This window comes from Mycobacterium rhizamassiliense (assembly GCF_900157375.1).
GTDB lineage: Bacteria > Actinomycetota > Actinomycetes > Mycobacteriales > Mycobacteriaceae > Mycobacterium > Mycobacterium rhizamassiliense.
In genome coordinates this window covers 5,145,250-5,170,177 of sequence record NZ_LT721901.1, presented here as the reverse complement: position 1 = coordinate 5,170,177, position 24,928 = coordinate 5,145,250, and the positions used below count along the sequence as shown (strand labels likewise).

Below are 24,928 nucleotides of genomic sequence, written 5' to 3'. Positions count from 1 at the left end.
GGCTTTCGCGTTACCCGGCGTTCGGACTCAGCCCGCGCAAGCGCCCGCCACCGCACAGCCGAAGCTACGCGGTGGCAGGCTCAATGGAACGTCTTGCGGTCAGGCCGCCTGAGCGGGAGCCAACTTCTCGTACAGCAAGTCGGACAGTCCGCGAACGGTGTTGACGTTGGCGAGGTCGGTCGGGCTGATCCGGATTCCCGTCTCGGTCTCGACGCGGGTGCGCAGTTCCAGCGCTCCCAGCGAGTCCATGCCGTACTCCGACAGCGGCCGGTCGGGGTCGACACTGCGCCGCAGAATCAGGCTGACTTGCTCGGAGACCAACTTCCGCAGCCGGGTCGGCCACTCTTCCAGGGGCAGCTCTTCGAGCTCGGCCCGGAACTTGCTTGTCCCGCCAGCGTTTTGGGCATTGGAGCGGAACGCCTCGGCGAACGGGCTGCGCTCGGCGAACAGTTCCAGCCACGGCGTGCCCGTGGTCGGCGCATAGCCCGTGTAGGCGCGGTTGTGCCGCAGCAGCGCATCGAACGCGTACGCGCCCTCGTCGGGAGCGATCGCGAGGGCGGTGTTCTCCGCCAGCGCGACGCCCCGCCCGATCTGAGCCCATGCACCCCACGCGATCGCGGTCGCCGGAAGTCCCTGAGCCTTGCGCCACAGCGTGAAGGCGTCCACCCAGCTGTTGGCCGCTGCGTAGGCACCCTGTCCCGGCGAGCCCACCAGCGCGGCCGCCGACGAGAACACGCAGAACCAGTCCAACGGCTGCTCGGCGGTGGCCGTGTGCAAGTTCCACGCGCCGTTGACCTTTGGCTTCCAGTCACGCTCGAGAAGCTCGTCGGTGATGTTGCCCAGGGTGGCGTCCTCGACCACCGCGGCCGCATGCAGCACGCCGCGCAGCGGCAGGCCGGTGGCGGTCGCCGCGGTCACCAACCGCTCCGCGGTGCCGGACTCCACGATGTCGCCGCTCTCGACGACAACGTCAGCGCCCGTCGCGCGAATGCGCTCGATCTCCTCCTGCGCCTCGGGCGTCGGCTGCGAGCGCGAGGTCAGCACGATCCGTCCCGCGCCGGCCGCCGCCATCTTTTCGGCCAGGAACAAGCCCAGGCCGCCGAGGCCACCGGTAACGATGTACGAGCCGTCGCCCCGGAAGGCCCGCACCTGTCCGGGCGGCAGGATCACGCTGTTGCGTCCCGCGTGCGGGATGTCGAGCACCAGCTTGCCGGTGTGCTGCGCACCGCTCATCACGCGGATGGCGGTGGCCGTGTCGGCCAGTGGGTAGTGCGTGGTCTCCGGCATCGGCAGCGTACCGTCCGCCGTGAGCTGGTACACCTTGGTCAGGATCTCCCGCAGCCGCTCCGGGTGGCTGTAACCCAGCAACCCGAGGTCGACGGCGAGGAACGACAGGTTGCGCCGGAACGGGAAGAGCCCCAGCCGGGTGTCGCCGTAGATGTCGCGCTTGCCGATCTCGATGAATCGTCCACTGAGAGCGAGCAATTCGAGCCCCGCGCGCTGTGCTGCGCCGGTGACCGAGTTGAGCACGATGTCGACGCCGTAGCCCTTGGTGTCGCGCCGGATCTCGTCGGCGAACTCGACGCTGCGGGAGTCGTAGACGTGCTCGACGCCCATGTCGCGCAACAGCTGCCGGCGCTCGTCGCTACCCGCGGTGGCGAAGATCTCGGCGCCCGCGGCGCGGGCGATGGCGATGGCCGCCTGTCCCACACCACCGGTTCCGGAGTGGATCAACACCTTGTCGCCCTTGCGGATCCGGGCCAGCTCTTCCAAGCCGTACCACGCGGTGGCGTGCGCGGTGGTGATCGCGGCGGCCTGCGCTTCGGTCAGGCCGTCCGGCAGCGTGACTGCCAGGTGGGCGTCGCAGGTGATGAAGGTGGCCCAGCAGCCGTCGGCGAAGATACCGCCGACGTGATCGCCCACCTTGTGGTCCGTGACGTCGGGTCCGACCGCGGTCACCACGCCGGCGAAGTCGGTGCCGGGTGCCGGCAGCCGGCCCTCGAAGGCCGGGTAGCGGCCGAACGCGTTGAGCACGTCGGCGAAGTTGATGCTGGACGCACTGACCGCAACCTCGATCTGTCCGGGTCCCGGCGGAATCCGTTCGGCAGCAACGAGTTCGATCGACTCCAGATCACCGGGCATCCGGATCTGCAGACGCATCCCGTCCGTCGCGGTGTCCACCACGGTGGTCCGCCGCTCCTCGGGGCGCAGCGGCGTCGGGGACAGCCGCGCGACATACCATTCGCCGCCGCGCCATGCCGTCTCGTCCTCGTCGGACCCGCTCAGCAGTTGCCGCGCCAGCTGTTCGACATCGGTCGCATCGTCGACATCGATCTGGCACGCCCGCAGGTGCGGGTGCTCGGTGCCGATGACGCGGATCAGCCCGCGCAGGCCGGCCTGCTCCATGTTGGGCACGTCGCCGTCGACCACGGTCTGGGCGTCGCGCGTCACTACGAAGAGGCGGGTGTGCTCGCCGGTGGTCTCGGTCAGCTCGCGGGTGATGCGAACCAGATGCTGCACGTAGTCGTGACCCAGCTGCGGCGACTTGTCGTCGGCGTCGCCGTTTTTCGGCCCGGTGAGGATCGCCACGCCGGTGAAGTCGCTCGAGCTGAGGTATGTCTTCAGCGCTTCGACGTTCGAGGCGTGGTCGGCCTGCTGTGGCCAGGACATCGTGGTGCATTGCGCGCCATGGGTTTTCAGGGCGTCGGTCAATGCGGCCAGGTCGGCGCTGTCCGTGGTGCTGACCAACAGCCAGTTCCCGGCCTCGGCCTGGTCCACCTCGGGCACCTCGCGGTGCCGCCATTCGACGGTCAGCAGCCGCTCGGCGAGCACCTTGTCGTCGCGGCCGGCCGGCGAGACGCCGGTGCCGAACCGCAGCCCCTGCACGCTGAGCAGGACGGTGCCGCGCTCGTCGAGGATCTCGAGGTCGGATTCGATGGCGGTGGCCTCGACGTGGGTGATCCGCGAGTAGCAGTACTGCGCGTTGCGGGCGGGGACGTAGGAGCGCAGCCGGCGCACGCTCAGTGGCAGCGCCAGCGCGTCCTCGCCCAGCGCCTGGACCTCCGGGTGCGCACCCACGGACTGGAACGCGGCGTCGAGGAGGGCCGGGTGCACGCCGTAAGCGCTTTGCTGCGTGCGGATCTGGCTGGGCAGCACGACGTCGGCCAGCACGGTGTGGCCGGTCTCGCCCTCGGCCTCGACGAGGTGCAGGGCGCCAAGCCCTTCGAACGCCGGGCCGTACTGGACACCACGGGCATCCAGGCCCTTACGCACCTCGGCGCCGTCCTCCTCGCGCGGATGCGCCGCGAGCAGCGCGGCGATGTCGTAGGCGGCGGGCTGCTCGTCGGTAGCGACGGTCAGGACGCCGGCCGCCTGGCGCGACTGTTCGCCGCCCTGGTTCGTCTCCACGAGGAAGTTGAGAACATCGGGCTGTGCCACCGATGCGGAGGCGCCGACCACGGTCTCCTCGTCGAGCAGCAGTGCCGACTCGAAACGGAGGTCGCGGACCTCGGAGCCCTCGCCCAGGACGGTATGCGCTGCGGCCAAAGCCATCTCGCAGTACGCGGCGCCCGGAAGCACCGACACGTTGCGGATCTGGTGGTCCTCCAGCCACGGCTGGGCGCCGGTGCCGACGTCGGACTGCCAGACGTGGCGCTCCGGTTCCTCCTGCAGGCGCACGTGCGGGCCCAGCAGCGGGTGGACCGAGATGGTCGAACCGCCGCGCGCGGAGTTCTTCTCCTGGTCGTCCGGCCTCAGCCGCAGGTCTTTGTGTGTCCAGGTGGGCAGTGGCGCATCGACCAGCTTGCCCGTCGGGTACAGCGTCGAGAAGTCGATCGCGGCGCCCGCGCTGTGCAGGGCAATCAGGAAGTCGCGCAAGCCGTTTGGCAGCTCCTGTTCGCGGCGCATGCCGGCGACACCGATCGCCGGGATGTCGAGGTTGCGCGCCGTCTGCTCCAGCGGGTGGATCAGCAGCGGGTGCGGCGACAGCTCGGCGAACACCCGGAAGCCGTCCTCCAGGGCGGCCTGCACCGCCGCGGAGAAGCGCACCATGTTGCGCAGGTTGTCCACCCAGTACTGGGCGTCACAGGTGACCGGCTCGCGCGGGTCGAACAGCGTCGAGGAGTAGTAGGGCACCTCGGGCTTCTGCGGCTTGATGTCGGCCAGCACGCCGCTCAGCTCGTCCAGGATCGGGTCGACCTGGGGGGAGTGCGAGGCGACGTCGACGGCGACCTCGCGGGCCATGATCTCGCGCTCTTCCCACGCCGCGACGAGCTCGCGCACCGTGTCGGTGGCACCACCGATCACGGTCGACTGCGGCGAGGCCACCACGGCCACCACGACATCGCTGACGCCGCGGGCCATCAACTCCGAAAGCACTTGCTGCGCAGGCAATTCCACCGACGCCATCGCGCCGGCGCCGGAAATGCGGGTCATCAGCCGGGACCGGCGGCAGATCACGCGCGCCCCGTCCTCCAGCGAAAGCGCGCCCGCGACAACGGCGGCCGCGGACTCACCGAGGGAGTGGCCGATCACCGCGCCGGGGCGCACGCCGTACGCCTTCATCGTCGCGGCCAGTGCCACCTGCATGGTGAAGATCGTCGGCTGGATGCGGTCGATGCCGGTGACGACCTGCGGGGCCGACAACGCGTTGGTGACCGAGAATCCGGACTCCCGGGCGATCAGCGGCTCGACCTGGGCGACCGTGGCGGCGAACACCGGCTCGCTGGCCAGCAGTTGCGCGCCCATCTCCGCCCACTGCGAACCCTGTCCGGAGAACAACCACACCGGTCCGCGGTCGTCGCGGCCGACGGCGGCCTCATACGGGGTGTCGCCGTCGGCGACCTCGCGCAGCGCCGTGGTGAGCTCCGAGAAGTTGTTGGCCACGACGGCGGTGCGCACCGGGCGGTGCACCCGGCGGCGCGCCAGGGTGTAGCCGAGATCTTCCGGCGCCACCTCGTCGTGCGACTGCACCCAGTCGGCGAGCCGGCCCGCGGTGCGGCGCAGTTCGTCAGCCGAGGTGGACGACAGCGGGAAAACGAATGGCGCGGAGGGCGTTTCGCCCGAGGCGTCGATCGTGGTGGGCGCCTCCGGGGCCTGCTCCATAACGATGTGGACGTTGGTGCCCGAAAGGCCGTACGACGAGACGGCCGCGCGGCGCAGGTGTTTGCCGTTAGTGGGCCAAGGCGTGTTCTCTTGTGGCACAAAGAGATTGGTCTTGATCTTGGCCATCTGGTCGGGCAGCTTGTTGAAGTGCAGGTTCTGCGGGACCACACCGTGCTGCAGGGCCAGCACCGTCTTCAGCACACCCAGCGCGCCTGAAGCGGACTGCGCGTGGCCGAAGTTGGTCTTCACGGTGGCCAGGGCGCAGGGCCCGTCGACGGCGTAGACGTTGGCCAGGCTGGCGTATTCGATCGGGTCACCGATCGGGGTGCCGGTGCCGTGCGCCTCGACCATTCCCACCGTGGCGGGGTCGATGCCGGCGGCGGCCAGCGCCGCGCGGTACACCTCGGTCTGCGCCTTTTCCGAGGGCGTGGCGATGTTGACCGTGTGGCCGTCCTGGTTGGCGGCGGTGCCGCGGATGACGGCCAGGATGCGGTCGCCGTCGCGCTGCGCGTCGGACAACCGCTTGAGCAGCAGCATCACCGAGCCTTCACCGGAGACGAAGCCGTCGGCGTCGACGTCGAAGGCGTGGCACTTCCCGGTGGGCGACAGCATGCCCTGGGCCGACCCGGCGGCCGATTTGCGGGGGTCCAGCGTGGCCGAGGCGCCACCGGCGATGGCCAGGTCGCTTTCGCCCTCGTGCAGGCTGCGGCAGGCCAGGTGGATCGCCGTCAGGCCGGACGAGCAGGCGGTGTCGACCGTCATCGCGGGGCCGTGCACGCCGAGGGCGTACGAGACGCGGCCCGACGCCAGGCTGAAGTTGTTGCCGGTGAAGCCGTAGGGCCCCTCGACGGCGTGCGCGTCGGCGGCCAGCAACTGGTAGTCGGCGTGCGTCAGGCCGAGGAACACACCGGTCAGCGTGTTGGCGATGGTCTCTTTGGTGAGGCCGGCGTGCTCCATGGCCTCCCAGGAGGTCTCCATGACGATCCGGTGCTGCGGGTCCATCTCGGTCGCCTCGCGCTCGCCGACCCCGAAGAACTCGAGGTCGAACCCGTAGACGTCATCGAGGAACGAGCCCCACTTGGACACGGACCGACCCGGCACGCCGGGCTCCGGGTCGTAGTAGTCGTCGACGTCCCAGCGGTCACCCGGAACCTCGGTGACCAGGTCGTCGCCGCGCAGCAGCGCGTCCCAGAGCTGCTCTGGTGACTCGATGCCACCGGGGAGCCGGCACCCGACGCCGATGACGGCAACGGGTGTGACGGGTGTGACGCTCGCGGCGGGCGTGTTCATGCCAGTCGAACCTCGATCATCGTTCGCCCCGAACGAATCCATTCCGCCTCCTATTGGAACGGCTGAGTAAGCCTTGTTTTCTGCTGCGTTGACGCACGTCGTGGCATCCTCTCGGCCCCCCGCGATGCCCACGTTCGGTCAAGCGCTGTCCTCCATCGAGTTCGTACTGTAGGCGATCTGTGCAGTTTGGGGGCCGGTTCCCGAGGAACTGTTGCACGCGCTGCTTACGCCTACCGAGTAAGGACAACCTTGGTGCCGATTGGATTTATTTCGTCAGCGGCGGTGCACTTCACCCCGCCACGCAACTGGTCCTTTTTGACCGTGCGGCGTCGTTACCCACGGTAACCTGATGCCCGTGATCCAGAGTTCCGTTACAGGTGTGCTGCGCGAACGCGCCAGTCTGCAGCCCAATGACAAGGCGTTCACGTTTGTCGACTACGACCAGGATTGGGACGGGGTCGAGGAAACCCTGACCTGGGGCCAGCTGTACCGGCGGACCGTGAACATGGCCAAGGCGCTGCAGCAGTCCGGGTCGCCCGGCGACCGTGCGGTGATCTTGGCCCCGCAGGGCCTCGACTACATCGTCGCGTTCCTCGGTGCGATGGAGGCGGGGCAGATCGCGGTCCCGCTCGCCGTGCCGCTGGGCGGTGTGAGCGACGAGCGCGTCAGCTCCGTCTTGCGCGACTCGGCACCGTCGGTCGTGCTGACCACGTCGCCCGTCGTCGACGTCGTCGCCGGCTACGTCAAGGGGGAGTCCAGCGGACCCGTTCCGTCGCTGATCGAGGTCGACCAGCTGGACCTGGACGGCGCGATGGGCTCGTTCCGGAGCGAAAGCCGTTCCGGCACCGCGTATTTGCAATACACGTCAGGGTCCACCCGGTCGCCGGCCGGCGTGATGATCTCGCACCGGAACTTGGTGGCCAACTTCGAGCAGATCATGGCCGACTACTTCGCGGAGATGGGCGGAGTTTCGCCTGCGGACATGACGATCACGTCGTGGCTGCCCTTCTACCACGACATGGGCCTGGTCCTCGGGGTGTGCGCGCCCGTGCTGGGCGGTTTCCGGACGGTGCTCACCAGCCCGGTGTCGTTCCTGGCGCGCCCGGCGCGCTGGATGCAGATGCTGGCCAAGAACACGCACCCGTTCTCGGCCGCCCCGAACTTCGCGTTCGAGTTGGCGGCGCGCAAGACGTCGAACGACGACCTGGCCGGGATGGACCTGGGCGAGGTCCTGGTCATCCTCAGCGGTAGCGAGCGGGTGCACCCCACGACGCTGAAGCGATTCAACGACCGGTTCGCGCGCTTCAATTTCCCGGACAAGGCGATCCGCCCGTCTTATGGCCTGGCCGAGGCGACGGTGTACGCGGCGACCCGCACTCCGGCCAACCCGCCCGAGGTCGTCGAGTTCGATTCCGAGAAGCTGTCGGCAGGCAACGCGCAGCGCTGCGCGACCGGATCGGGGACGCCGCTGGTCAGCTACGGCGTGACCCGGTCGCCGATCATCCGCATCGTCGATCCGGAGACTCGCATCGAGTGCCCGGAGGGCACCGCCGGGGAAATCTGGATGCACGGCGAGAACGTCGCGCTGGGCTACTGGCAGAAGCCCGACGAGACGGAGCACACGTTCCACGGCCGCGTGGAAAGTCCGGCCGACGGCCTGCCCGCCGAGGGCTGGCTGCGCACGGGGGACCGGGGCTTCTTCTCCGACGGCGAGATGTTCATCATCGGCCGCATCAAGGACCTGCTGATCGTCTACGGGCGCAACCACTCGCCCGACGACATCGAGGCGACGATCCAGGAGATCACCCGCGGACGATGCGCGGCGATCGCGGTGTCCGACGCGGGCACCGAGCAGCTCGTCGCCATCATCGAGGTCAGGGACCGCGGTAAGTCCGAGGAGGCGGCGGACCAGCTCGCCGACGTCAAGCGCGACGTCACCTCGGCGATATCCAACTCGCACGGGCTCGGCGTCGCCGATCTGGTGCTGGTGTCGCCCGGCTCGATCCCGATCACCACGAGCGGCAAGGTGCGCCGCGCGGCGTGTGTCGAGCAGTACCGGCACGGTCAGTTCGCGCGCCTGGACGCCTAGGGGCCAATCGCGGGTCGCGTCGCGGAACGCGGCCATCGGGTGCACCGCTGGCTACGCTCAAACGATGACGACAGCCCGTGTGCCCGGATTGCCGCTCGCGGAGGCCCGGGCCGCCGCCGACGAGGCGGCCGTGCCCGACTACATGGCCGAGCTCAGCATCTTCCAGGTGCTGCTGAACCACCCGCAGCTCGCGCGGGCCATCAACGACTTGCTGGCCACCATGCTGTGGCACGGCGAGCTGGACTCGCGGCTGCGCGAGCTGGTGATCATGCGGATCGGCTGGCTGACCGGGTGTGATTACGAGTGGACGCAGCATTGGCGCGTTGCTTCCCGGCTCGGGGTGACGGCCGATGACCTGCTCGGGGTGCGCGACTGGCAGCACTACGACGGATTCGGGCCCGCCGAACGCGCGGTGCTGGCCGCCACCGACGACGTGGTGCGCGACGGCGCGATGAGCGCCGAGAGCTGGGCGGCGTGCGAACGCGAATTGCACGGCGATGCAAAGGTTCTCGTCGAGCTCGTCACCGCGATCGGCGCGTGGCGGATGATCTCGTCCATCCTGCAGAGCCTGCAGGTCCCGCTGGAGGAGGGCGTGGCCAGCTGGCCGCCGGACGGCCGGACGCCGCGCTAGGCGACACCAAACACGTTGTCCGGCAATTCCTCTCGTGAACTCATTGACATATCAATCCCGGCTTCTTAGCGTCGTGAAATGCGAACCAGAGTCGCCGAGATGCTCGGTGTTGAGTTCCCGATCTGCGCCTTCAGCCACTGCCGCGACGTCGTCGCGGCGGTCACCAACGCCGGCGGGCTCGGCGTCCTCGGGGCCGTCGCGCACAGCCCCGAGCGGCTGCAAAGCGAGCTGGCCTGGATCGAGGAGCAGACCGGCGGCAAGCCCTTCGGTGTCGACCTGTTGCTGCCGCCCAAATACGTCGGCGCCGAGCGAGGCGGGATCGACGCGAAGCAGGCGCGCGAGCTGTTGCCCGAGGAGCACCGGGCATTCGTCGACGACCTGCTGGCCCGCTACGGCGTCGCGCCGTCGGCCGACCCGCCGCGAGCCCTGGGCGGCCTCAACATCTCGCCCAAGGGGTATGAACCGCTGCTGGAAGTGACCTTCGCGCACAACATTCGGCTGTTCGCCAGCGCGCTCGGTCCGCCCCCGGCCGACGTCGTAGAGCGCGCGCACGACAAGGGCGCGGTGGTGGCGGCGCTGGCCGGCACCACCGAACACGCGCGCCGGCACGCCGCCGCCGGCGTCGACCTGATCGTCGCGCAGGGCACCGAGGCGGGCGGTCACACCGGCGAGGTGGCCACGATGGTGCTGGTGCCCGAGGTCGTCGACGCGGTCGCGCCGGTGCCGGTGCTGGCGGCGGGCGGGATCGCGCGCGGCAGGCAGGTCGCGGCCGCGCTGGCGCTGGGCGCCGAGGGCGTGTGGTGCGGGTCGGTGTGGCTGACGACGGAGGAAGCCGAGACGGTGCCCGTGGTCAAGGAGAAATTCCTGGCCGCCTCGTCGTCGGACACCGTGCGGTCGCGGTCGATGACGGGCAAGCCGGCGCGAATGCTGCGCACGGCCTGGACCGACGAATGGGAACGGCCGGAGAACCCCGACCCGCTCGGGATGCCGCTGCAGACGGCCCTGATCACCGAACCGCAGGTGCGGATCAACCAGGCGGCCACGCACCCGGGCTCGGCGGCCCGGGAGTTGGCGACCTATTTCGTCGGGCAGGTGGTCGGTTCGCTCGACCGGGTTCGGCCGACGCGGGCGGTGGTGCTCGACATGGTCGAGGAGTTCATCGACACGGTCGGGCGGCTGCAGGGGCTGGTCGACTAGCGCAGTTTGCGCATGTCACCGCCCCTGAAGCTGGCCGAACGCTGTGGGTGCGCGTAATGGATGCAAAAAGATCGCGCAACACGCGCGGGCGAATTTGACCGCGTTGCGGCCGTCATGCATCCTTGGGCCGAGCACCTCGTTAGGCGAGGCGTCCACACGAATACAGGCCACTGACCCCGAACGTCGAAAGACGCCCCGGGTCAGGACAGCTCCTCCCGGCTTAAGGGTTGAGCCCAGGTGGCTTCCGAGCAATCGGACACGTCGTGTGGTGCCAAAACTCTGACGAGAGGGGTGCAGATCTCCGACGTTCGTCGGGTTCGGTACTCCTTCTGGTGCGCACAGAAAGTGCGGGCAACCGCACGCGTCGAGCCGTCGAGGAGGTGAGGGACGAATGAGTTCCAGTGGCAGTCCGGATGGATATCCGGGCGATCTTCCGTCCCAACCCGACCTCCGGCGCAATGTTTTTCGCTAAGTCGCCGCACGCGATCGGCCTGTCGGCCAAGCGTTTTCGGATCGGAGCGGGACACTTGAGTCCAGTTGATGCTCGTTTCGAATTCTCCTCGAGGAGGCGATCATGACCGCAGCTCTGCAGCACGAAGTAGTAACCCTGGTGCCCACCCGCGACCTGCGGCTGGTGCACGACACGTCTCCGGTTCCGGCTCCCGCGCCCAAGAAGGCGACCGGTCCGGCCGTCGCAGGCCACTTCGGTGCCGGCGACCCGCTGGTGGACGGCGCCGCTCGGCTGTTGAGCGTCCCGGTCCGGCACGTGTACGCCGCTCTGTGGCGGGTCGGGCTCATCGACGTCGTCAAGGCTTGACCAAACGGTCCAGCCGCTCGTGATTGATTTGCGGCCCTACGTAGAATCGACAGGGCGTCGATCCGGCTATCACCGGGGAGCTTTCGGAAGAACGGCCGTCCGGCCAAGTAGAACCGAACGGGTAGGCCCGTCACAGCCATAATCGAGCGGTCGCGCGGCAGCGCGGCAAGCGGGGTGGTACCGCGGCGCTCGCGCAGGTAGCGCGTCGTCGTCCCCAACGGGCATAGTGCCGAATGGCATTAAGGCACAGGAGACGACGCACATCGTGACCGATAACGCTGACGGCAAGGCGTATCCGAAGTTGGCGGCCGGGTCGCCTGACTTCCCGGCGCTCGAACTCGACGTCCTCGACTACTGGGCCCGTGACGACACCTTCCGGGCCAGCATCGCCCGCCGCTCCGACGCCGAGGAGTACGTCTTCTACGACGGCCCGCCGTTCGCCAACGGGCTGCCGCACTACGGGCACCTGCTCACCGGCTACGTGAAGGACATCGTGCCGCGGTACCGCACGATGCGCGGCTACAAGGTCGATCGCCGATTCGGCTGGGACACCCACGGGCTGCCCGCCGAACTCGAAGTCGAACGGCAGCTGGGCATCACCGACAAGTCGCAGATCGACGACATGGGGATCGCCGCGTTCAACGAGGCGTGCCGCGAATCGGTGTTGCGCTACACAGATGAATGGCAGGCCTACGTCACCCGCCAGGCGCGCTGGGTCGACTTCGACAACGACTACAAGACGCTCGATCTGCCCTACATGGAGTCGGTGATCTGGGCGTTCAAACAGCTGCACGACAAGGGCCTGGCCTATGAGGGCTACCGGGTATTGCCGTACTGCTGGCGCGACGAAACCCCGTTGTCCAACCACGAATTGCGGATGGACGACGACGTCTACCAAAGGCGGCAGGACCCGGCCGTCACGGTCGGCTTCCGGGTGGCGGGCGGCGAGCTGGACGGCGCCTACCTGCTGGTGTGGACGACCACGCCGTGGACGCTGCCGTCCAACCTCGCGGTTGCCGTCAACCCCGAGGTCACCTACGTCGCGGTGCGGGCCGGCGACCGTCGCCTGGTGTTGGCCGAGGCGCGGCTCGGTGTCTACGCGAAAGAGCTTGGGCTGCAAGAAGGGGAGTCGCCCGAGGTGGTCGGGAGCTACACCGGCGCCGAGCTGCTGGGCACGCGCTACCTGCCGCCGTTCCCGTATTTCATGGATACCGCAAAGGCCTTTCAGGTGCTGCCGGGTGACTTCGTCACCACCGAGGACGGCACGGGGATCGTGCACATGGCGCCGGCCTACGGTGAGGATGACATGGCGACCACCGACAGGGTGGGCATCGTGCCGGTCACCCCGGTCGACTCCAAGGGCCGGTTCGACGCCACCGTCCCGGATTACCAGGGGCAGCACGTCTTTGACGCCAACCCGCACATCATCCGCGACCTGAAGAACCAGAGCGGCCCGGCTGCCGTCAACCAGCCGGTGCTGATCCGCCACGAAACCTACGAGCACCCCTACCCGCACTGCTGGCGGTGCCGCAACCCGCTGATCTACCGGGCGGTGTCGTCGTGGTTCGTCACGGTCACCGAATTCCGCGACCGCATGGTGGAGCTCAACCAGCAGATCACCTGGTACCCCGAGCACGTCAAGGACGGCCAGTTCGGTAAGTGGCTGCAGGGCGCCCGCGACTGGTCGATCTCCCGAAATCGGTACTGGGGCACGCCAATTCCGGTGTGGAAGTCCGACGACCCGGCCTACCCGCGCATCGACGTGTACGGGAGCCTCGACGAGCTGGCGCGCGACTTCGGGGTGCGGCCCACCAACCTGCACCGGCCCTTCATCGACGAGCTCACCCGGCCCAACCCCGACGACGCGACCGGCAACAGCACGATGCGGCGCATTCCCGATGTGCTCGACGTGTGGTTCGACTCGGGGTCCATGCCGTATGCCCAGGTGCACTACCCGTTCGAGAACTCCGACTGGTTCGACACCCACTACCCGGGCGACTTCATCGTGGAGTACATCGGGCAGACCCGCGGCTGGTTCTACACGCTGCACGTGCTGGCCACCGCGCTATTCGACCGCCCGGCGTTCAAAACCTGTGTGGCGCACGGCATCGTGCTCGGCTCCGACGGCGCGAAGATGAGCAAGTCGCTGCGCAACTATCCCGATGTCTCCGAGGTGTTCGACCGCGACGGCTCCGACGCGATGCGCTGGTTCCTGATGGCGTCGCCGATCCTGCGCGGCGGCAATCTGATCGTCACCGAGCAGGGCATCCGGGAGGGCGTGCGGCAGGTGCTGCTGCCGCTGTGGAACGCCTACAGCTTCCTGGCCCTGTATGCGCCCAAAGTCGGTACCTGGCGCACCGATTCGAAGCATGTGCTGGATCGCTACATCCTGGCCAAGCTGGCCGTGCTGCGCGACGAGCTCACCGGATCGCTGGAGGTGTGCGACATCTCGGGGGCGTGCGAGCAGCTGCGGCAGTTCACCGAGGCGTTGACGAATTGGTATGTGCGACGGTCGCGTTCGCGGTTCTGGGAGGAAGACCGCGACGCCGTCGACACGCTGCACACCGTGCTGGAGGTGGTCGCACGCCTGGCCGCGCCGCTGCTGCCGCTGGTCACCGAGATCATCTGGCGCGGGCTCACCGGCGAGCGTTCGGTGCACCTCACCGACTGGCCGCAGGCCGGCTTAGTGCCGCCGGACCCCGACCTGGTCGCCGCGATGGATCAGGTCCGCGACGTGTGTTCGGCGGGGTCGTCGCTGCGCAAGGCCAAGAAGCTGCGGGTGCGCCTGCCGCTGCCGAAACTGACTGTGGCGGTGGAAGATCCGCAGCAGCTGGTGCCGTTCACTGACCTGATTGCCGACGAACTCAACGTCAAGAGCGTGGAGCTGACCGACGCGATCGACACCTACGGCCGCTTCGAGCTCACCGTCAACGCGCGGGTGGCCGGGCCGCGATTGGGCAAGGACGTGCAGGCCGCGATCAAGGCGGTCAAGGCGGGCGAGGGCGTCGCCAACCCGGACGGCACCCTGACCGCTGGTCCCGCGGTGCTGCAGCCCGAGGAGTACAGCTCGCGGCTGGTGGCCGCCGACCCGGAGTTCACCGCGGCGCTGCCCGGCGGAGCGGGGCTGGTGGTGCTGGACGGCACGGTCACCCCCGAGCTGGAGGCCGAGGGCTGGGCCAAGGACCGGATTCGTGAGCTGCAGGAGTTGCGCAAGTCGACCGGGCTCGACGTGTCCGACCGCATTCAGGTGGTGATGGCGGTGCCCGGCGAACGGGCCGACTGGGCGCGCACGCACCGCGACCTGATCGCCGGCGAAATCCTGGCCACCAGTTTCGAATTCGGTGAGCCGGTCGATGGTTCCGAGATCGGCGACGGCGTGCGGGTGAGCATCGCTAAGGCGTAGGCGCGCGGGCGAGAGGTTCAATCGCCCAATCGCAGCGCGCGGCGGGCATGGGGCCAGAACGGCATGCCCGCGACGACGGTCGCGCCCGTGGCGATGAGGCCGACCGCGACGTCGACGCTCTCGCGGCCGTCGGCTGCCCAGTAGACGTCCTTGAGGTCCAACAGCAGCGCCAGCTCGTCGACGATCATCGCGTTGGCGGCGCCGTAAGCCACGGCCGCCGCGGGGTGCTGCCGTTGCTTTTCGCTCCCGCGCAGCCCCACGCCGGCCACCGTCGCGAGCATCCCGATGCCGATGTTGTAGTGGTGGAAGTGCTTGCCGCTGAGCGACATACCTCCACCCGACGGTCCATGGCCGGCACGGATCCAGTGGGTGAGCGCTCGCAGCCCGGCGAAGGTGAGGGTGAACGATGTCCAGGCCAAGACGGTGGCTTGCTCACCCGGTTCGAGCCGCTCGTTCCACTCGTGGCGCAGCCTTAACCAGCCTTCGTGCAGCTTCGTTGCCATGGCGACGACGTTAGTACGTTGCGAACGCCTATTGCCGGCGAGCGGCCACGGCCAGGGTGACGTACTGCATGGTGAATCCGCCACCGAGCGCGTCGATGGCGGACCCGACCGCCGTCAGGGCGGTGTCGAGCTGGTCGGGCGGCAGTTGAGTGAGCACGCCGGTGGTGGGCAGGTGGTCCAGCCATTCGAGGCGCGTGTAGTCACGCTCCCACTCGAACCGCCACTGCTCGGGTTCGCCAAAGCCACCGGCGGTTCCGACGCCGTCGACGGCCCTCTTGACGTTCTGCAGTTGGAGTTGGAGGCCGGGGTTCTGCAGCGGCGCGTCGGGCGCCACCCGCCGCATCACCTCGTCGAAGGCGTGGGCGACGGCGTGTGGCGGATCGAAGACATGCCAGTACAGCGCCAGCAGGCCGCTCGGCCGCAAAACCCCTGCGGCCTTCTCGGCGCCGAGCACCGGGTCGACCCAGTGCCAGGCCTGCCCGGCGACGACCGCGTCGAAACGGCGCCCGCGCGCGTCCCAGTTTTCGAACGCGCCGATCTCGACCTCAACCCCTGTGGCCCTGGCGAATTCGGCCATGCGCGGGTCGGGGTCGACGCCGAGCACCGTGATGCCGGCCGCCTGGTACTGCCGGGCCCCGATGCCGGTGCCGCATCCGACATCCAAGAACTCGGCGCCGGGGCTGGCGGCGACGACGCGTTGTATCAGCGCGTCGGGGTAGCGGGGCCGGGCACGGTCGTACCGCGCGGCGTCGGTCCCAAAGGACTCCGCCACCTGCCGCATCCGGTGCGGCTCGCGTTCTGGAGTGGCCACGCGGCGCCCGTCCTACGCCTTGGCCGCGCGCCAGCGCAGCCTGCCGCCGCGAGCCTCGACCTCCACGTCGCCAAACCCGGCCGCGCGCAAGCGATCCGGCAGCGTGTCCGGTGGGACCGTGTTGCAGGTGTCCCGGAAGTGCAGGATCCGGAATCGCAGCGAGGTCGTGCTGTCGCTGCCGGCGAAGACGCCGCCGGGCCGCAGCACGCGGAACGCCTCGGCGAACAACTTGTCCTGCAGCTCGACGGTCGGCACGTGGTGCAGCATCGTGAAAGACACCACCGAGCTGAACTCGTCGTCGGGCAATCCGGTGTTGGTGCCGTCGCCGTTGATGATCCGCGCCCGGTCGCCGTACAGCCGCTGCAACCGCTGCGCCATCGGGGTGTCGATCTCGACCGAGGTGAGCTTCGGCGTCTTGTCGACCAGCACCCGCAGGATCGCGCCGTAGCCGGGCCCGATCTCCAGGGTGTTGTCGCCCAGGTCTACGTCGGCGAGCGCCCACGGCAGTAGCTCGTCTTCGACCGCCTTGGCCCAGCGGTCCGAACTGCAGATCCGGCGATGCGCGAGGTTCATGGCCATGTGGAAAACGGTAGCCCAGTAGCGCAATACATTTATCGGATGGAATCGCGCTGGGTCCTGCACCTGGACATGGACGCGTTCTTCGCCTCCGTCGAGCAGCTGACCCGGCCGACCCTGCGCGGCAGGCCGGTGCTGGTCGGCGGCCTGGGTGGGCGCGGCGTGGTGGCCGGCGCGAGCTATGAGTCCCGCGTGTTCGGGGCGCGGTCGGCGATGCCGATGCATCAGGCCCGTCGGATGGTCGGCATTGCGGCGGTGGTGTTGCCGCCGCGCGGCGTGGTCTACGGCGTCGCCAGCCGACGCGTGTTCGAGGTCGTGCGCGGCGTGGTGCCCGTCGTCGAGCAGTTGTCCTTCGACGAGGCGTTCGGCGAACCGCCGCAGCTCGCCGGGGCCTCGTCGGGCGAGGTCGAGGAGTTCTGCGAGCAGCTGCGCCGGCGGGTGCGCGACGTGACGGGCCTGGTCGCATCGGTCGGCGCGGGCTCGGGCAAGCAGATCGCCAAGATCGCCTCCGGGCTGGCCAAGCCCGACGGCATCCGGGTGGTCGGGCGCGCCGAGGAGCGGTCGCTGCTCGACGGGTTGCCGGTGCGGCGGCTGTGGGGGATCGGCCCGGTCGCCGAGGAGAAGCTGAACCGGCTCGGCATCGAGACGATCGGCCAGCTGGCCGCGCTGACCGACGCCGAGGTGGCCAACATCCTCGGCGCGACGATCGGGCCGGCGCTGCACCGGCTGGCCCGCGGCATCGACGATCGCCCGGTCGCCGAACGCGCCGAGGCCAAGCAGATCAGCGCCGAATCCACCTTCGCCGTCGACCTGAACAGCCTCGAGCAGCTGCACGACGCGATCGATCCGATCGCCGAGCATGCGCATCAACGCCTGCTTCGCGACGGGCGGGGCGCGCGCACGGTCACGGTGAAGCTGAAGAAGTCCGACATGAGCACGCTGACCCGCTCGGCGACGTTGCCCTATGCGACCGCCGAGGCCGGCGCGCTGGTCGCGCTGGCGCGGCGGCTGCTGCTCGACCCGCGCGAGATCGGCCCCATTCGCCTTCTCGGCGTTGGGTTTTCGGGGTTGAGTGACGTGCGCCAGGAGTCGCTGTTTCCCGACCTGGACCTGGCGGCACCGGAGTCGGAGGCACACCATTCCGTCGAGACCGCGGCCGAGGCCATGTTCGCGCCGGTGTCAGAACCGGAAGCCGCGCCGTGGCGGGTCGGCGACGACGTCGTGCACCGCGAGCTCGGCCACGGTTGGGTCCAGGGCGCGGGCCACGGCGTGGCGACCGTCCGGTTCGAAACCCGAAGCAGCGGACCGGGCCAGGCCCGGACGTTTCCCGCCGGCACCGAAGACCTGTCCCGCGCCAACCCGATCGACTCCCTGGACTGGGCGGATTACCTGGGCGCGCTGCGCGCCGACGACACGTCAGCCCCAGCGGGCGACGACGTCGCCGACCGGTAACCGCGCGGCCAGCGCGGCCATCAGCAGCACCCGGGCCTGCGGCGGGCGCAGCCGCGGCACCATCACGGCACCGGCCTGAACCAGGTCGTGGCCCGGGCCGTAGCCCGCGCTGACCCCGCCGCCGGGCACCCGGGTGGACACCGCGACGGCGATCCCGTTGGCGCAGTGCCGCCGGACGCCGTCGATGACCGCGGCCCCGGCGTTTCCCGAGCCCAACGCCTCGAGGACGACGGCGCGCGCCCCGGCGGCCACGCAGGCGTCCAGCGCCACCGCGTCACTGCCCAGGTAGGCCGCGACGATGTCGACCCGTGGCGCGTCGGCGGCCCGCACCTCGCCGACGGACGGCCGCGTCTTGGCGCCGGTCAGTGCCACACCGCCGAGCGTGGTGCCGATCAGCTCGCCGTCGAAGCCGCTCAGGTCCTGGGTGGCGACCTTGTGCATGCCCAGCGGCTGCAGCACCCGGCCGGCGAACGACACCAGCACGCCGAGGCCGCGGGCGGCCGGGCTGGCCGCCACGGCCAGCGCGTCGCGCAGGTTGGCGGGACCGTCCGCGTCGGGCGCGTCGGCGCTGCGCATGGCGCCGGTCAGCACCACCGGGGCGCCGCCCGCGTAGGTCAGGTCGAGCCAGAGTGCGCTCTCCTCCATGGTGTCCGTGCCGTGGGCGACGACCACGCCCTCGGCCCCGCCATCGGTCGCCGCGCGCACGGCGCCGCTGATCCGATCCCAATCGGCCGTCGTCAGCTCCGAGCTGTCCTTGGCCATCAGGTCGACGACGTCGACGTCGAGGCCGGAGGTGAGGTCGGATCCGCTGCGGGCGGGACGGCGCACGCCGTCGGGGCCGGTGCTGGTCGATATCGTGCCGCCGGTGGCGATGACGGTGAGGCGACCCATGGCCGAATCATTCCAAACCGGCGCGGCGAGGCCGCACCCAACCAAGGCGGCCGCTAGGGAATGATGGGGGGGTGCCTGAAGAACCAACAGGATCGGCCGAGCCGGTGACGTCAGCGGGGGAGGCGCAAGCGTCCGACGACACCGAAGCCCCCACGCCGCGACCCCGCCTGCGGCTGCGGCTGCTGTTGGCGGTCGCCGCGGTCGTGCTGGCGCTCGACGTCGTCACCAAGGTGCTTGCCGTCAAGCTGCTGCCGCCCGGCCAGCCGGTATCGATCATCGGCGACACGGTGACGTGGACGCTGGTGCGCAATTCGGGCGCCGCGTTCTCGATGGCGACCGGCTACACCTGGGTGCTGACGCTGATCGCGACGGTGGTGGTGGTCGGCATCTTCTGGATGGGGCGGCGGCTGGTGTCGCCGTGGTGGGCGGTCGGCCTGGGCATGATCCTCGGCGGCGCGATGGGCAACCTGGTCGATCGCTTCTTCCGGGCGCCCGGGCCGCTGCGCGGGCACGTCGTGGACTTCTTGTCGGTCGGCTGGTGGCCGGTGTTCAACGTCGCCGACCCGTCGGTGGTGGGCGGGGCCATCCTGCTCGTGGTGCTGTCGATCTTCGGCTTCGACTTCGACACCGTGGGCCGGCGAACCGCCGATCGGCGCTAATGAGCAATCGCTCGATGCCCGTCCCGGAGGGATTGGCGGGCATGCGTATTGACGCCGGGCTGGCCCGCCTGCTGGGCCTGTCGCGCAGCGCCGTGGCCGCCATCGCCGAAGACGGCGGCGTCGAGCTCGACGGCGTGGCGGTCGGGAAGTCGGACCGCCTGATCGCGGGCGCGTGGCTGGAGGTGCGCCTGCCCGAGGCGCCCGCGCCGCTGGAGAACACCCCCGTCGACATCGAAGGCATGGCGATCCTGTACTCCGACGACGACATCGTCGTGGTCGACAAGCCGGCCGCGGTGGCCGCCCACGCCTCGGTGGGCTGGTCCGGGCCCACGGTGCTCGGCGGCCTGGCCGCCGCGGGCTACCGGATCACCACCTCGGGCGTGCACGAACGCCAGGGCATCGTGCATCGCCTCGACGTCGGCACCTCCGGGGTGATGGTCGTCGCCCTCTCCGAGCGCGCCTACACCCTGCTGAAGCGGGCGTTCAAGCAGCGCACGGTCGACAAGCGCTATCACGCCCTGGTGCAAGGACATCCGGACCCGTCGAGCGGGACGATCGACGCCCCGATCGGGCGGCACCGCGGGGGGGAGTGGAAGTTCGCTGTCACCCAGAGCGGCCGGCACAGCGTGACCCACTACGACACCGTCGAGGCGTTCGTCGCGGCCAGCCTGCTCGACGTCAATCTGGAAACCGGTCGTACGCACCAGATTCGGGTGCATTTCGCCGCGCTGCACCATCCCTGCTGCGGGGACCTCGTCTACGGGGCCGACCCGAAACTCGCGAAATCGCTTGGGCTGGAACGTCAATGGCTGCACGCGCGGTCGCTGGGGTTCGCCCATCCGGCCGACGGTCGCTGGGTCGAGTTCGTCAGCCCGTATCCGGCCGACCTGCGGCACGCGTTGGACGTGCTGCGCGACGACGGCTGATCAGCCCGGCTTGCGGGCCTCGACCAGGACCCGCGTGGAGTGCGCGACGAAGGGCCCGTCGGCCTCGATGCGTTCGTGGAGTTCGCGTAGCCGGTCGCCGAACCGCGCGACCGTGAAGTCGGGCACCGTCCAGATCACCTTGCGCAGGAAGTACACCACCGCGCCGATGTCGAAGTACTCCTGCCGCAGCCGCTGCAGGCGCATGTCGACGATCCGCAGCCCGGCCGCGTGTGCGGCCGCGCGTTCGACCTCTGAGTCGCGCCGGGCCCACGCTTCGGGCTGCGGCCCGATGAAGTACTCGGTCAATTCGGCTACCGTCGCGGGCCCGACGTGCTGGGCCAGATAGGTGCCGCCGGGACGCAGCACGCGGGCGACCTCGGCCCAATCCACGGTGTTGGGATGGCGACTGGTCACCAGGTCGAACGCCGCGGCGGCGAACGGCAGCTGCCCCTCGGGGGCCCCGGTCACCACCACCACGCCCAGCGGATGCAGCCGTTGGGTCGCCAATGCCGCGTTCGGGGGCCAGGTTTCGAGGGCGGCCATCGTCGGCGGGAAGGGCGCCGCGCCGGCCAGCACCTCGCCGCCGCCGGTGTGCAGATCCAGCGCGGCCGACACCGCCGCATACCGCTGGCTCGTCAGCCGCTGATACCCCCACGACGGCCGCTGCTCGGTCGCCCGGCCGTCCAGCCACGAGAAATCCCAGCCGTCGACGGACACCGAATCAGCCTCTGCGACAAGGGCTTCGAATGTCCGGCTCATAGCTCAGGAAGTCGAGCAGACGAACTTGGTGCCGTTGAAATCGAGCGTGACCTCGCCCTGATGCTCCCAGTATTCGGACCCCTGTCGGCCATATCTCGCGCCGCTGCCGGACGGCAATTGGAACAGGATCTGTTGGCTGCCTTTCCAATTCAGCACCGCCGTCGGCGGGGCGAACTGGTTGTAGAACTGCGCGGTCAGCGGGCCGGAGTCGGCGGGGCAGTGATAGGTGATGACCGGCGGGGCCACGGTCGCCGGGTCGGCGATGGCGAGCTGCACGAGCCTGGTCTGGTAGGCCTGAAGCACGCAGGTGTGCACGTCGGGGTTCTGGGCGCAGCCGTCGCGGACCGCCGCCCAGCTGGTCTGCGCGGCCATCACCGCCGACTGATCCGCGCCCGGGCGGCCCAGCGCCTGCTTGAACGCGAGCTGCAGCTGGCGTTCCAGGTCGAGGAGGTGCGAGTCGGTGCAGATCAGCTGCTGCGCCGGGTTCGCCGGTTTGGTGCAGTCGACCGCGGCGGGCACGGGGACCGCGCTCGGGCTCACCGACGAACCGGCCGAACCGGGCGACGCGGTGGCCGACGAACTGGGCGCCGGTTGCTTGTCGGGGGAGCCGCAGGCGCTCAACAACAGCGCCGCGACGACGACCGCGATCAGCCTCATACGTGCTGACTACCGGCTGAACCGCGGCCGCCGCGCGCGACACGCCCGTAACTGTCAGACTTTCGCGGCGCGCGGCTCGCCCGAGGCGATCTCGGGAGCCAGCGGTGCGATGGCGCCGATGATCTCGGTCACCGTCGCCGGCGGCACGCCCGCCGCCGCGAGCGCATCGGACAAATGCCCGGCCACCAGGTTGAAGTGGTACATCGTGATGCCGCGGCCCTGGTGCACCTGCTTCATCGGCGCGCCGGTGTAGGGCTCGGGTCCCCCGAGGGCGGCCGCAAAGAACTCGGCCTGTTTGCCCTTGAGGCGGTTCATGTTCGTCCCGTTGAAAAAGCCCGACAGCTGGTCGTCAGCAAGTACTCGAACGTAGAAGTCCTCGACCACAACTTCGATCGCCTCGTGTCCGCCGATCCGGTCGTAAATGCTCGGCTCCGGCTTGCGGAAGCTTGCCAGTAATTTCATGCGACCATCCGAACACCGCGGCGTTGCCCGCCAGTTAGTCGGCGATCACGCCCGGATTACGTTAGGTAACAAGAGGATTGCTCGCGTATAGCCGTCGGCGTTCCCTAATTGTGAGGTGCATTCGCCGGCCCGTCCGCGGGCCGGCTGCCCCGAATCGCCGCCCGATGTCCTAGGTTGGCGTATGACCCACGTCACAGCGGGGGCTCCGTCGGGCCGGGGGACACTTGTCGAGAAGTCGAGAAGTCGGAAAGGAGACCGATGAATATCGGTGACTTGACGCACTTGGTGGAAAAGCCGTTCGCGGCCGTGTCGAACATCCTCAACACGCCCAACTCCGCCGGGCGATACCGGCCCTTCTATCTGCGCAACCTGCTCGACGCGGTGCAGGGCCGCACGCTCGAAGATGCCGTCGAGGGCAGGATCGCCCTGATCACCGGGGGATCCTCGGGCATCGGCGAGGCGGCCGCGAAGAATATCGCGGCGGCGGGCGGGGTGGTCGTGCTGGTCGCCCGCACGCTGGAGAACCTCGAGAAGGTCGCCGACGAGATCCGCGGCAACGGCGGCATCGCCCACGTGTACCCGTGCGATCTGGCCGACATGGATGCCATTGCCGAGATGGCCGACCGGGTGCTGGAGGACCTGGGCGGAGTCGACATCCTGATCAACAACGCGGGCCGGTCGATTCGCCGCTCATTGGAGCTGTCCTACGACCGGATTCACGACTACCAGCGGACCATGCAGCTGAACTACCTGGGCGCGGTCCAGCTCATCCTGAAGTTCATTCCGGGCATGCGGGAGCGGGGCTACGGGCAGATCATCAACGTGTCTTCGGTCGGCGTGCAGACCCGCGCCCCGCGCTTCGGCGCCTACATCGCCAGCAAGTCGGCGCTGGACAGCCTGTGCGACGCGCTGCAGGCCGAGACCGTGAACGACGACGTCAAGTTCACCACCGTCCACATGGCGCTGGTGCGCACCCCGATGATCAGCCCGACGACGATGTACGACAAGTTCCCGGCGCTGACGCCGGACCAGGCCGCCGGGGTGATCACCGACGCGATCGTGCATCGGCCCCGGCGCGCGAGCTCGCCGTTCGGCCAATTCGCCGCGGTCGCCGACGCCGTCAACCCGGCGGTGATGGACCTGGTTCGCAACCGCGCCTTCGCGATGTTCCGGGACTCGGACGCGGCCAAGGGCGGCGAATCACCCAGTGACACAGACAAATTCGATCGACGAAGTCAGACGTTCTTGCAAGCTACCCGAGGAATCCACTGGTGATGCTATGAGCCTTCCGAAACCCGATCAGCAGGCAACCGTCGTCATCACCGGCGCCTCGTCCGGCATCGGTGCCGAGCTGGCGCGCGGCCTGGCCCGGCGCGGCTTCCCGCTGCTGCTGGTGGCGCGGCGGCGCGAGCGCCTCGACGAACTGGCCGACGAGGTACGCACGGAATACGGCGTCGCCGTCGAGGTGCTGCCGCTGGACCTCAGCGACCCGCGGGCCCGCGGCAAGTTGGGCGACCGGCTGCGTGCCGAACCGATCGCCGGGCTGTGCAACAGCGCCGGATTTGGCACCAGCGGGGTGTTCCACGAGCTGCCGGTCGACCGCGAGAGCGAAGAGGTGACGCTCAACGCGCTGGTGCTGATGGAGCTCACCCACGCGGCGCTGCCGGGCATGGTCGAGCGCGGCGCGGGGGCGGTCATGAACATCGCCTCGATCGCCGGCTTCCAGCCGCTTCCCTACATGGCGGTGTATTCGGCGTCCAAGGCCTTCGTACAGACGTTTTCCGAGGCCGTCCACGAGGAGCTGCATGGCACCGGTGTATCGGTGACGGCCCTGTGCCCGGGCCCGGTGCCGACCGAGTGGGCCGAGATCGCCAACGCCGAGCGGTTCAGCATCCCGGTCGCCCAGGTCTCGCCGCACGAGGTGGCCGAGGCCGCGATCGGCGGGATGCTCGCCGGACGGCGCAGCGTCGTGCCCGGCGTGGTGCCCAAGGTGGTCAGCACCGGCGGGCGATTCGTGCCGCGCAGCGTGCTGCTGCCCGCGATCCGGATCGGCAACAAGTTGCGCGGCAGACCCGGCCGCTAGGCGTTCGGCCGCGGCGTCCAGTGTGCGTCCTGGGCGGCGACACGCCGAGCGGCGGCGCCCTCAGCACACTCGCAACGCCGTGAGGCACCCGTAAAAGCCGTGAGCGCACCCCCAAAGCCCTCAACGCACACCGTTGCACCGCTAGGTTTCCTTCATGGCCGCAGTGGAGATGGATCTCGCCGTCCCGATGAGCCCCCAGGACGCGTGGGGTCACGTCGCCGACCTGTCGCAGCTGGGGGACTGGCTGGTCATGCACGAGGGGTGGCGCAGCGAGCTGCCCGACGAGATCGCCGAGGGCACCCAGGTCATCGGGGTGGCGCGGGCCAAGGGCATGCGCAACCGGGTGACGTGGACCGTGACCACCTGGGATCCGCCCCTAAAGATCGCGATGTCGGGAGACGGGAAGGGCGGCGCGAAGTACGCCGTCACCCTCACGGTGCGGCCCAGCGAGGACGGATCCACCATCGGTTTGCGCCTTGAGCTGGGCGGGCGGGCGCTGTTCGGGCCGGTCGGATCGGCGGCGGCGCGGGTCGTCAAGGGCGACGTGCAGAAGTCGCTGAAGAACTTCGTCGAGTTGTACGGATAATTGCCTCGACACACTTCGCGACACGCCCATGAA

The 24,928-nt window shown here is 69.3% G+C and carries 19 protein-coding genes and 1 riboswitch; of the genes, 11 read left to right on the top strand and 8 right to left on the bottom strand.

Features of this window, described 5'->3' with window-relative positions:
• Positions 1–99 precede the first annotated feature (99 nt).
• A complete protein-coding gene (gene pks2, locus MRAB57_RS24535) occupies positions 100–6,393 on the bottom strand; it encodes a sulfolipid-1 biosynthesis phthioceranic/hydroxyphthioceranic acid synthase (protein WP_245836001.1) in 6,294 nt (2,097 codons plus the stop codon).
• Between the two features lie 349 nt (positions 6,394–6,742).
• Between pks2 and MRAB57_RS24530 the strand changes: the two genes are divergently transcribed.
• From MRAB57_RS24530 to ileS, 5 genes are all read left to right on the top strand, one after another.
• Positions 6,743–8,482, top strand: a complete 1,740-nt coding sequence (locus MRAB57_RS24530; RefSeq protein WP_077089655.1) for an AMP-binding protein — start codon at positions 6,743–6,745, stop codon at positions 8,480–8,482.
• Positions 8,483–8,546: 64 nt separating this feature from the next.
• Entirely contained in the window at positions 8,547–9,113 is a 567-nt protein-coding gene (locus MRAB57_RS24525; RefSeq protein WP_077089654.1) for a carboxymuconolactone decarboxylase family protein, read from the top strand.
• Between the two features lie 78 nt (positions 9,114–9,191).
• Positions 9,192–10,310 carry an NAD(P)H-dependent flavin oxidoreductase gene (locus MRAB57_RS24520; protein WP_077089653.1) on the top strand — a complete coding sequence of 373 codons (1,119 nt, stop codon included), beginning with the start codon at positions 9,192–9,194 and terminating at the stop codon, positions 10,308–10,310.
• Between the two features lie 128 nt (positions 10,311–10,438).
• A riboswitch (M-box (ykoK) riboswitch) is annotated at positions 10,439–10,608 on the top strand.
• 276 nt (positions 10,609–10,884) lie between these two features.
• The gene (locus MRAB57_RS24515) at positions 10,885–11,127 is read left to right on the top strand and encodes an Rv1535 family protein (RefSeq protein ID WP_077089652.1); all 243 of its coding nucleotides are present in this window, start codon (positions 10,885–10,887) and stop codon (positions 11,125–11,127) included.
• Positions 11,128–11,392: 265 nt separating this feature from the next.
• The gene (ileS, locus tag MRAB57_RS24510; protein WP_077090825.1) at positions 11,393–14,530 is read left to right on the top strand and encodes an isoleucine--tRNA ligase; all 3,138 of its coding nucleotides are present in this window, start codon (positions 11,393–11,395) and stop codon (positions 14,528–14,530) included.
• Between the two features lie 17 nt (positions 14,531–14,547).
• Here ileS and MRAB57_RS24505 read toward each other — a convergent pair whose 3' ends face one another.
• From MRAB57_RS24505 to MRAB57_RS24495, 3 genes are read right to left on the bottom strand one after another with little or no spacing between them, the layout of a single operon-like run.
• A complete protein-coding gene (locus tag MRAB57_RS24505; RefSeq protein ID WP_077089651.1) occupies positions 14,548–15,033 on the bottom strand; it encodes a hypothetical protein in 486 nt (161 codons plus the stop codon).
• Positions 15,034–15,061: 28 nt separating this feature from the next.
• Positions 15,062–15,844: a class I SAM-dependent methyltransferase gene (locus MRAB57_RS24500; protein WP_245836000.1), complete on the bottom strand. Its 783-nt coding sequence runs from the start codon at positions 15,842–15,844 to the stop codon at positions 15,062–15,064.
• Between the two features lie 12 nt (positions 15,845–15,856).
• On the bottom strand, positions 15,857–16,423 hold the full coding sequence (locus MRAB57_RS24495) for a class I SAM-dependent methyltransferase (RefSeq protein WP_077089649.1): 567 nt from the start codon (positions 16,421–16,423) through the stop codon (positions 15,857–15,859).
• A gap of 39 nt (positions 16,424–16,462) precedes the next feature.
• Here MRAB57_RS24495 and MRAB57_RS24490 point away from each other — a divergent pair, with 39 nt between their 5' ends.
• Positions 16,463–17,872, top strand: a complete 1,410-nt coding sequence (locus tag MRAB57_RS24490; protein WP_077089648.1) for a DNA polymerase IV — start codon at positions 16,463–16,465, stop codon at positions 17,870–17,872.
• Here the strand turns inward: MRAB57_RS24490 and MRAB57_RS24485 are convergent.
• A complete protein-coding gene (locus MRAB57_RS24485; RefSeq protein WP_077089647.1) occupies positions 17,837–18,763 on the bottom strand; it encodes an asparaginase in 927 nt (308 codons plus the stop codon). The two genes, MRAB57_RS24490 and MRAB57_RS24485, sit on opposite strands and share 36 nt — an antisense overlap.
• 71 nt (positions 18,764–18,834) lie before the next feature.
• Between MRAB57_RS24485 and lspA the strand changes: the two genes are divergently transcribed.
• A complete protein-coding gene (lspA, locus tag MRAB57_RS24480) occupies positions 18,835–19,422 on the top strand; it encodes a signal peptidase II (protein WP_077089646.1) in 588 nt (195 codons plus the stop codon).
• Positions 19,422–20,348: an RluA family pseudouridine synthase gene (locus tag MRAB57_RS24475; protein WP_077089645.1), complete on the top strand. Its 927-nt coding sequence runs from the start codon at positions 19,422–19,424 to the stop codon at positions 20,346–20,348. Before lspA ends, MRAB57_RS24475 begins: the two co-directional genes overlap by 1 nt.
• Here the strand turns inward: MRAB57_RS24475 and MRAB57_RS24470 are convergent, their stop codons facing one another.
• The 3 genes from MRAB57_RS24470 to MRAB57_RS24460 are packed head-to-tail and all read right to left on the bottom strand — an operon-like array spanning position 20,349 to position 22,226.
• Positions 20,349–21,107 carry a class I SAM-dependent methyltransferase gene (locus MRAB57_RS24470; protein WP_077089644.1) on the bottom strand — a complete coding sequence of 253 codons (759 nt, stop codon included), beginning with the start codon at positions 21,105–21,107 and terminating at the stop codon, positions 20,349–20,351.
• A 3-nt stretch (positions 21,108–21,110) separates the two neighbouring features.
• The gene (locus MRAB57_RS24465) at positions 21,111–21,764 is read right to left on the bottom strand and encodes an MliC family protein (RefSeq protein ID WP_077089643.1); all 654 of its coding nucleotides are present in this window, start codon (positions 21,762–21,764) and stop codon (positions 21,111–21,113) included.
• A 54-nt stretch (positions 21,765–21,818) separates the two neighbouring features.
• Positions 21,819–22,226: a group I truncated hemoglobin gene (locus tag MRAB57_RS24460; RefSeq protein WP_077089642.1), complete on the bottom strand. Its 408-nt coding sequence runs from the start codon at positions 22,224–22,226 to the stop codon at positions 21,819–21,821.
• Between the two features lie 258 nt (positions 22,227–22,484).
• On the opposite strand from MRAB57_RS24460, the gene MRAB57_RS24455 reads away from it, so the two are divergent.
• From MRAB57_RS24455 to MRAB57_RS24445, 3 genes are all read left to right on the top strand, one after another.
• The gene (locus MRAB57_RS24455) at positions 22,485–23,501 is read left to right on the top strand and encodes an SDR family NAD(P)-dependent oxidoreductase (protein ID WP_077089641.1); all 1,017 of its coding nucleotides are present in this window, start codon (positions 22,485–22,487) and stop codon (positions 23,499–23,501) included.
• A 4-nt stretch (positions 23,502–23,505) separates the two neighbouring features.
• Positions 23,506–24,309: an SDR family NAD(P)-dependent oxidoreductase gene (locus MRAB57_RS24450; protein WP_077089640.1), complete on the top strand. Its 804-nt coding sequence runs from the start codon at positions 23,506–23,508 to the stop codon at positions 24,307–24,309.
• A gap of 154 nt (positions 24,310–24,463) precedes the next feature.
• Positions 24,464–24,895: a type II toxin-antitoxin system Rv0910 family toxin gene (locus tag MRAB57_RS24445; RefSeq protein WP_077089639.1), complete on the top strand. Its 432-nt coding sequence runs from the start codon at positions 24,464–24,466 to the stop codon at positions 24,893–24,895.
• Positions 24,896–24,928 lie beyond the last annotated feature (33 nt).

Coding starts and splice junctions, on each gene's coding strand:
- pks2 (WP_245836001.1), bottom strand. CDS start 6,393: ATGAACACGCCCGCCGCGAGCGTCACACCCGTCACACCCGTTGCCGTC.
- MRAB57_RS24530 (WP_077089655.1), top strand. CDS start 6,743: ATGCCCGTGATCCAGAGTTCCGTTACAGGTGTGCTGCGCGAACGCGCC.
- MRAB57_RS24525 (WP_077089654.1), top strand. CDS start 8,547: ATGACGACAGCCCGTGTGCCCGGATTGCCGCTCGCGGAGGCCCGGGCC.
- MRAB57_RS24520 (WP_077089653.1), top strand. CDS start 9,192: ATGCGAACCAGAGTCGCCGAGATGCTCGGTGTTGAGTTCCCGATCTGC.
- MRAB57_RS24515 (WP_077089652.1), top strand. CDS start 10,885: ATGACCGCAGCTCTGCAGCACGAAGTAGTAACCCTGGTGCCCACCCGC.
- MRAB57_RS24505 (WP_077089651.1), bottom strand. CDS start 15,033: ATGGCAACGAAGCTGCACGAAGGCTGGTTAAGGCTGCGCCACGAGTGG.
- MRAB57_RS24495 (WP_077089649.1), bottom strand. CDS start 16,423: ATGGCCATGAACCTCGCGCATCGCCGGATCTGCAGTTCGGACCGCTGG.
- MRAB57_RS24490 (WP_077089648.1), top strand. CDS start 16,463: ATGGAATCGCGCTGGGTCCTGCACCTGGACATGGACGCGTTCTTCGCC.
- MRAB57_RS24485 (WP_077089647.1), bottom strand. CDS start 18,763: ATGGGTCGCCTCACCGTCATCGCCACCGGCGGCACGATATCGACCAGC.
- MRAB57_RS24475 (WP_077089645.1), top strand. CDS start 19,422: ATGAGCAATCGCTCGATGCCCGTCCCGGAGGGATTGGCGGGCATGCGT.
- MRAB57_RS24470 (WP_077089644.1), bottom strand. CDS start 21,107: ATGAGCCGGACATTCGAAGCCCTTGTCGCAGAGGCTGATTCGGTGTCC.
- MRAB57_RS24465 (WP_077089643.1), bottom strand. CDS start 21,764: ATGAGGCTGATCGCGGTCGTCGTCGCGGCGCTGTTGTTGAGCGCCTGC.
- MRAB57_RS24460 (WP_077089642.1), bottom strand. CDS start 22,226: ATGAAATTACTGGCAAGCTTCCGCAAGCCGGAGCCGAGCATTTACGAC.
- MRAB57_RS24455 (WP_077089641.1), top strand. CDS start 22,485: ATGAATATCGGTGACTTGACGCACTTGGTGGAAAAGCCGTTCGCGGCC.
- MRAB57_RS24450 (WP_077089640.1), top strand. CDS start 23,506: ATGAGCCTTCCGAAACCCGATCAGCAGGCAACCGTCGTCATCACCGGC.
- MRAB57_RS24445 (WP_077089639.1), top strand. CDS start 24,464: ATGGCCGCAGTGGAGATGGATCTCGCCGTCCCGATGAGCCCCCAGGAC.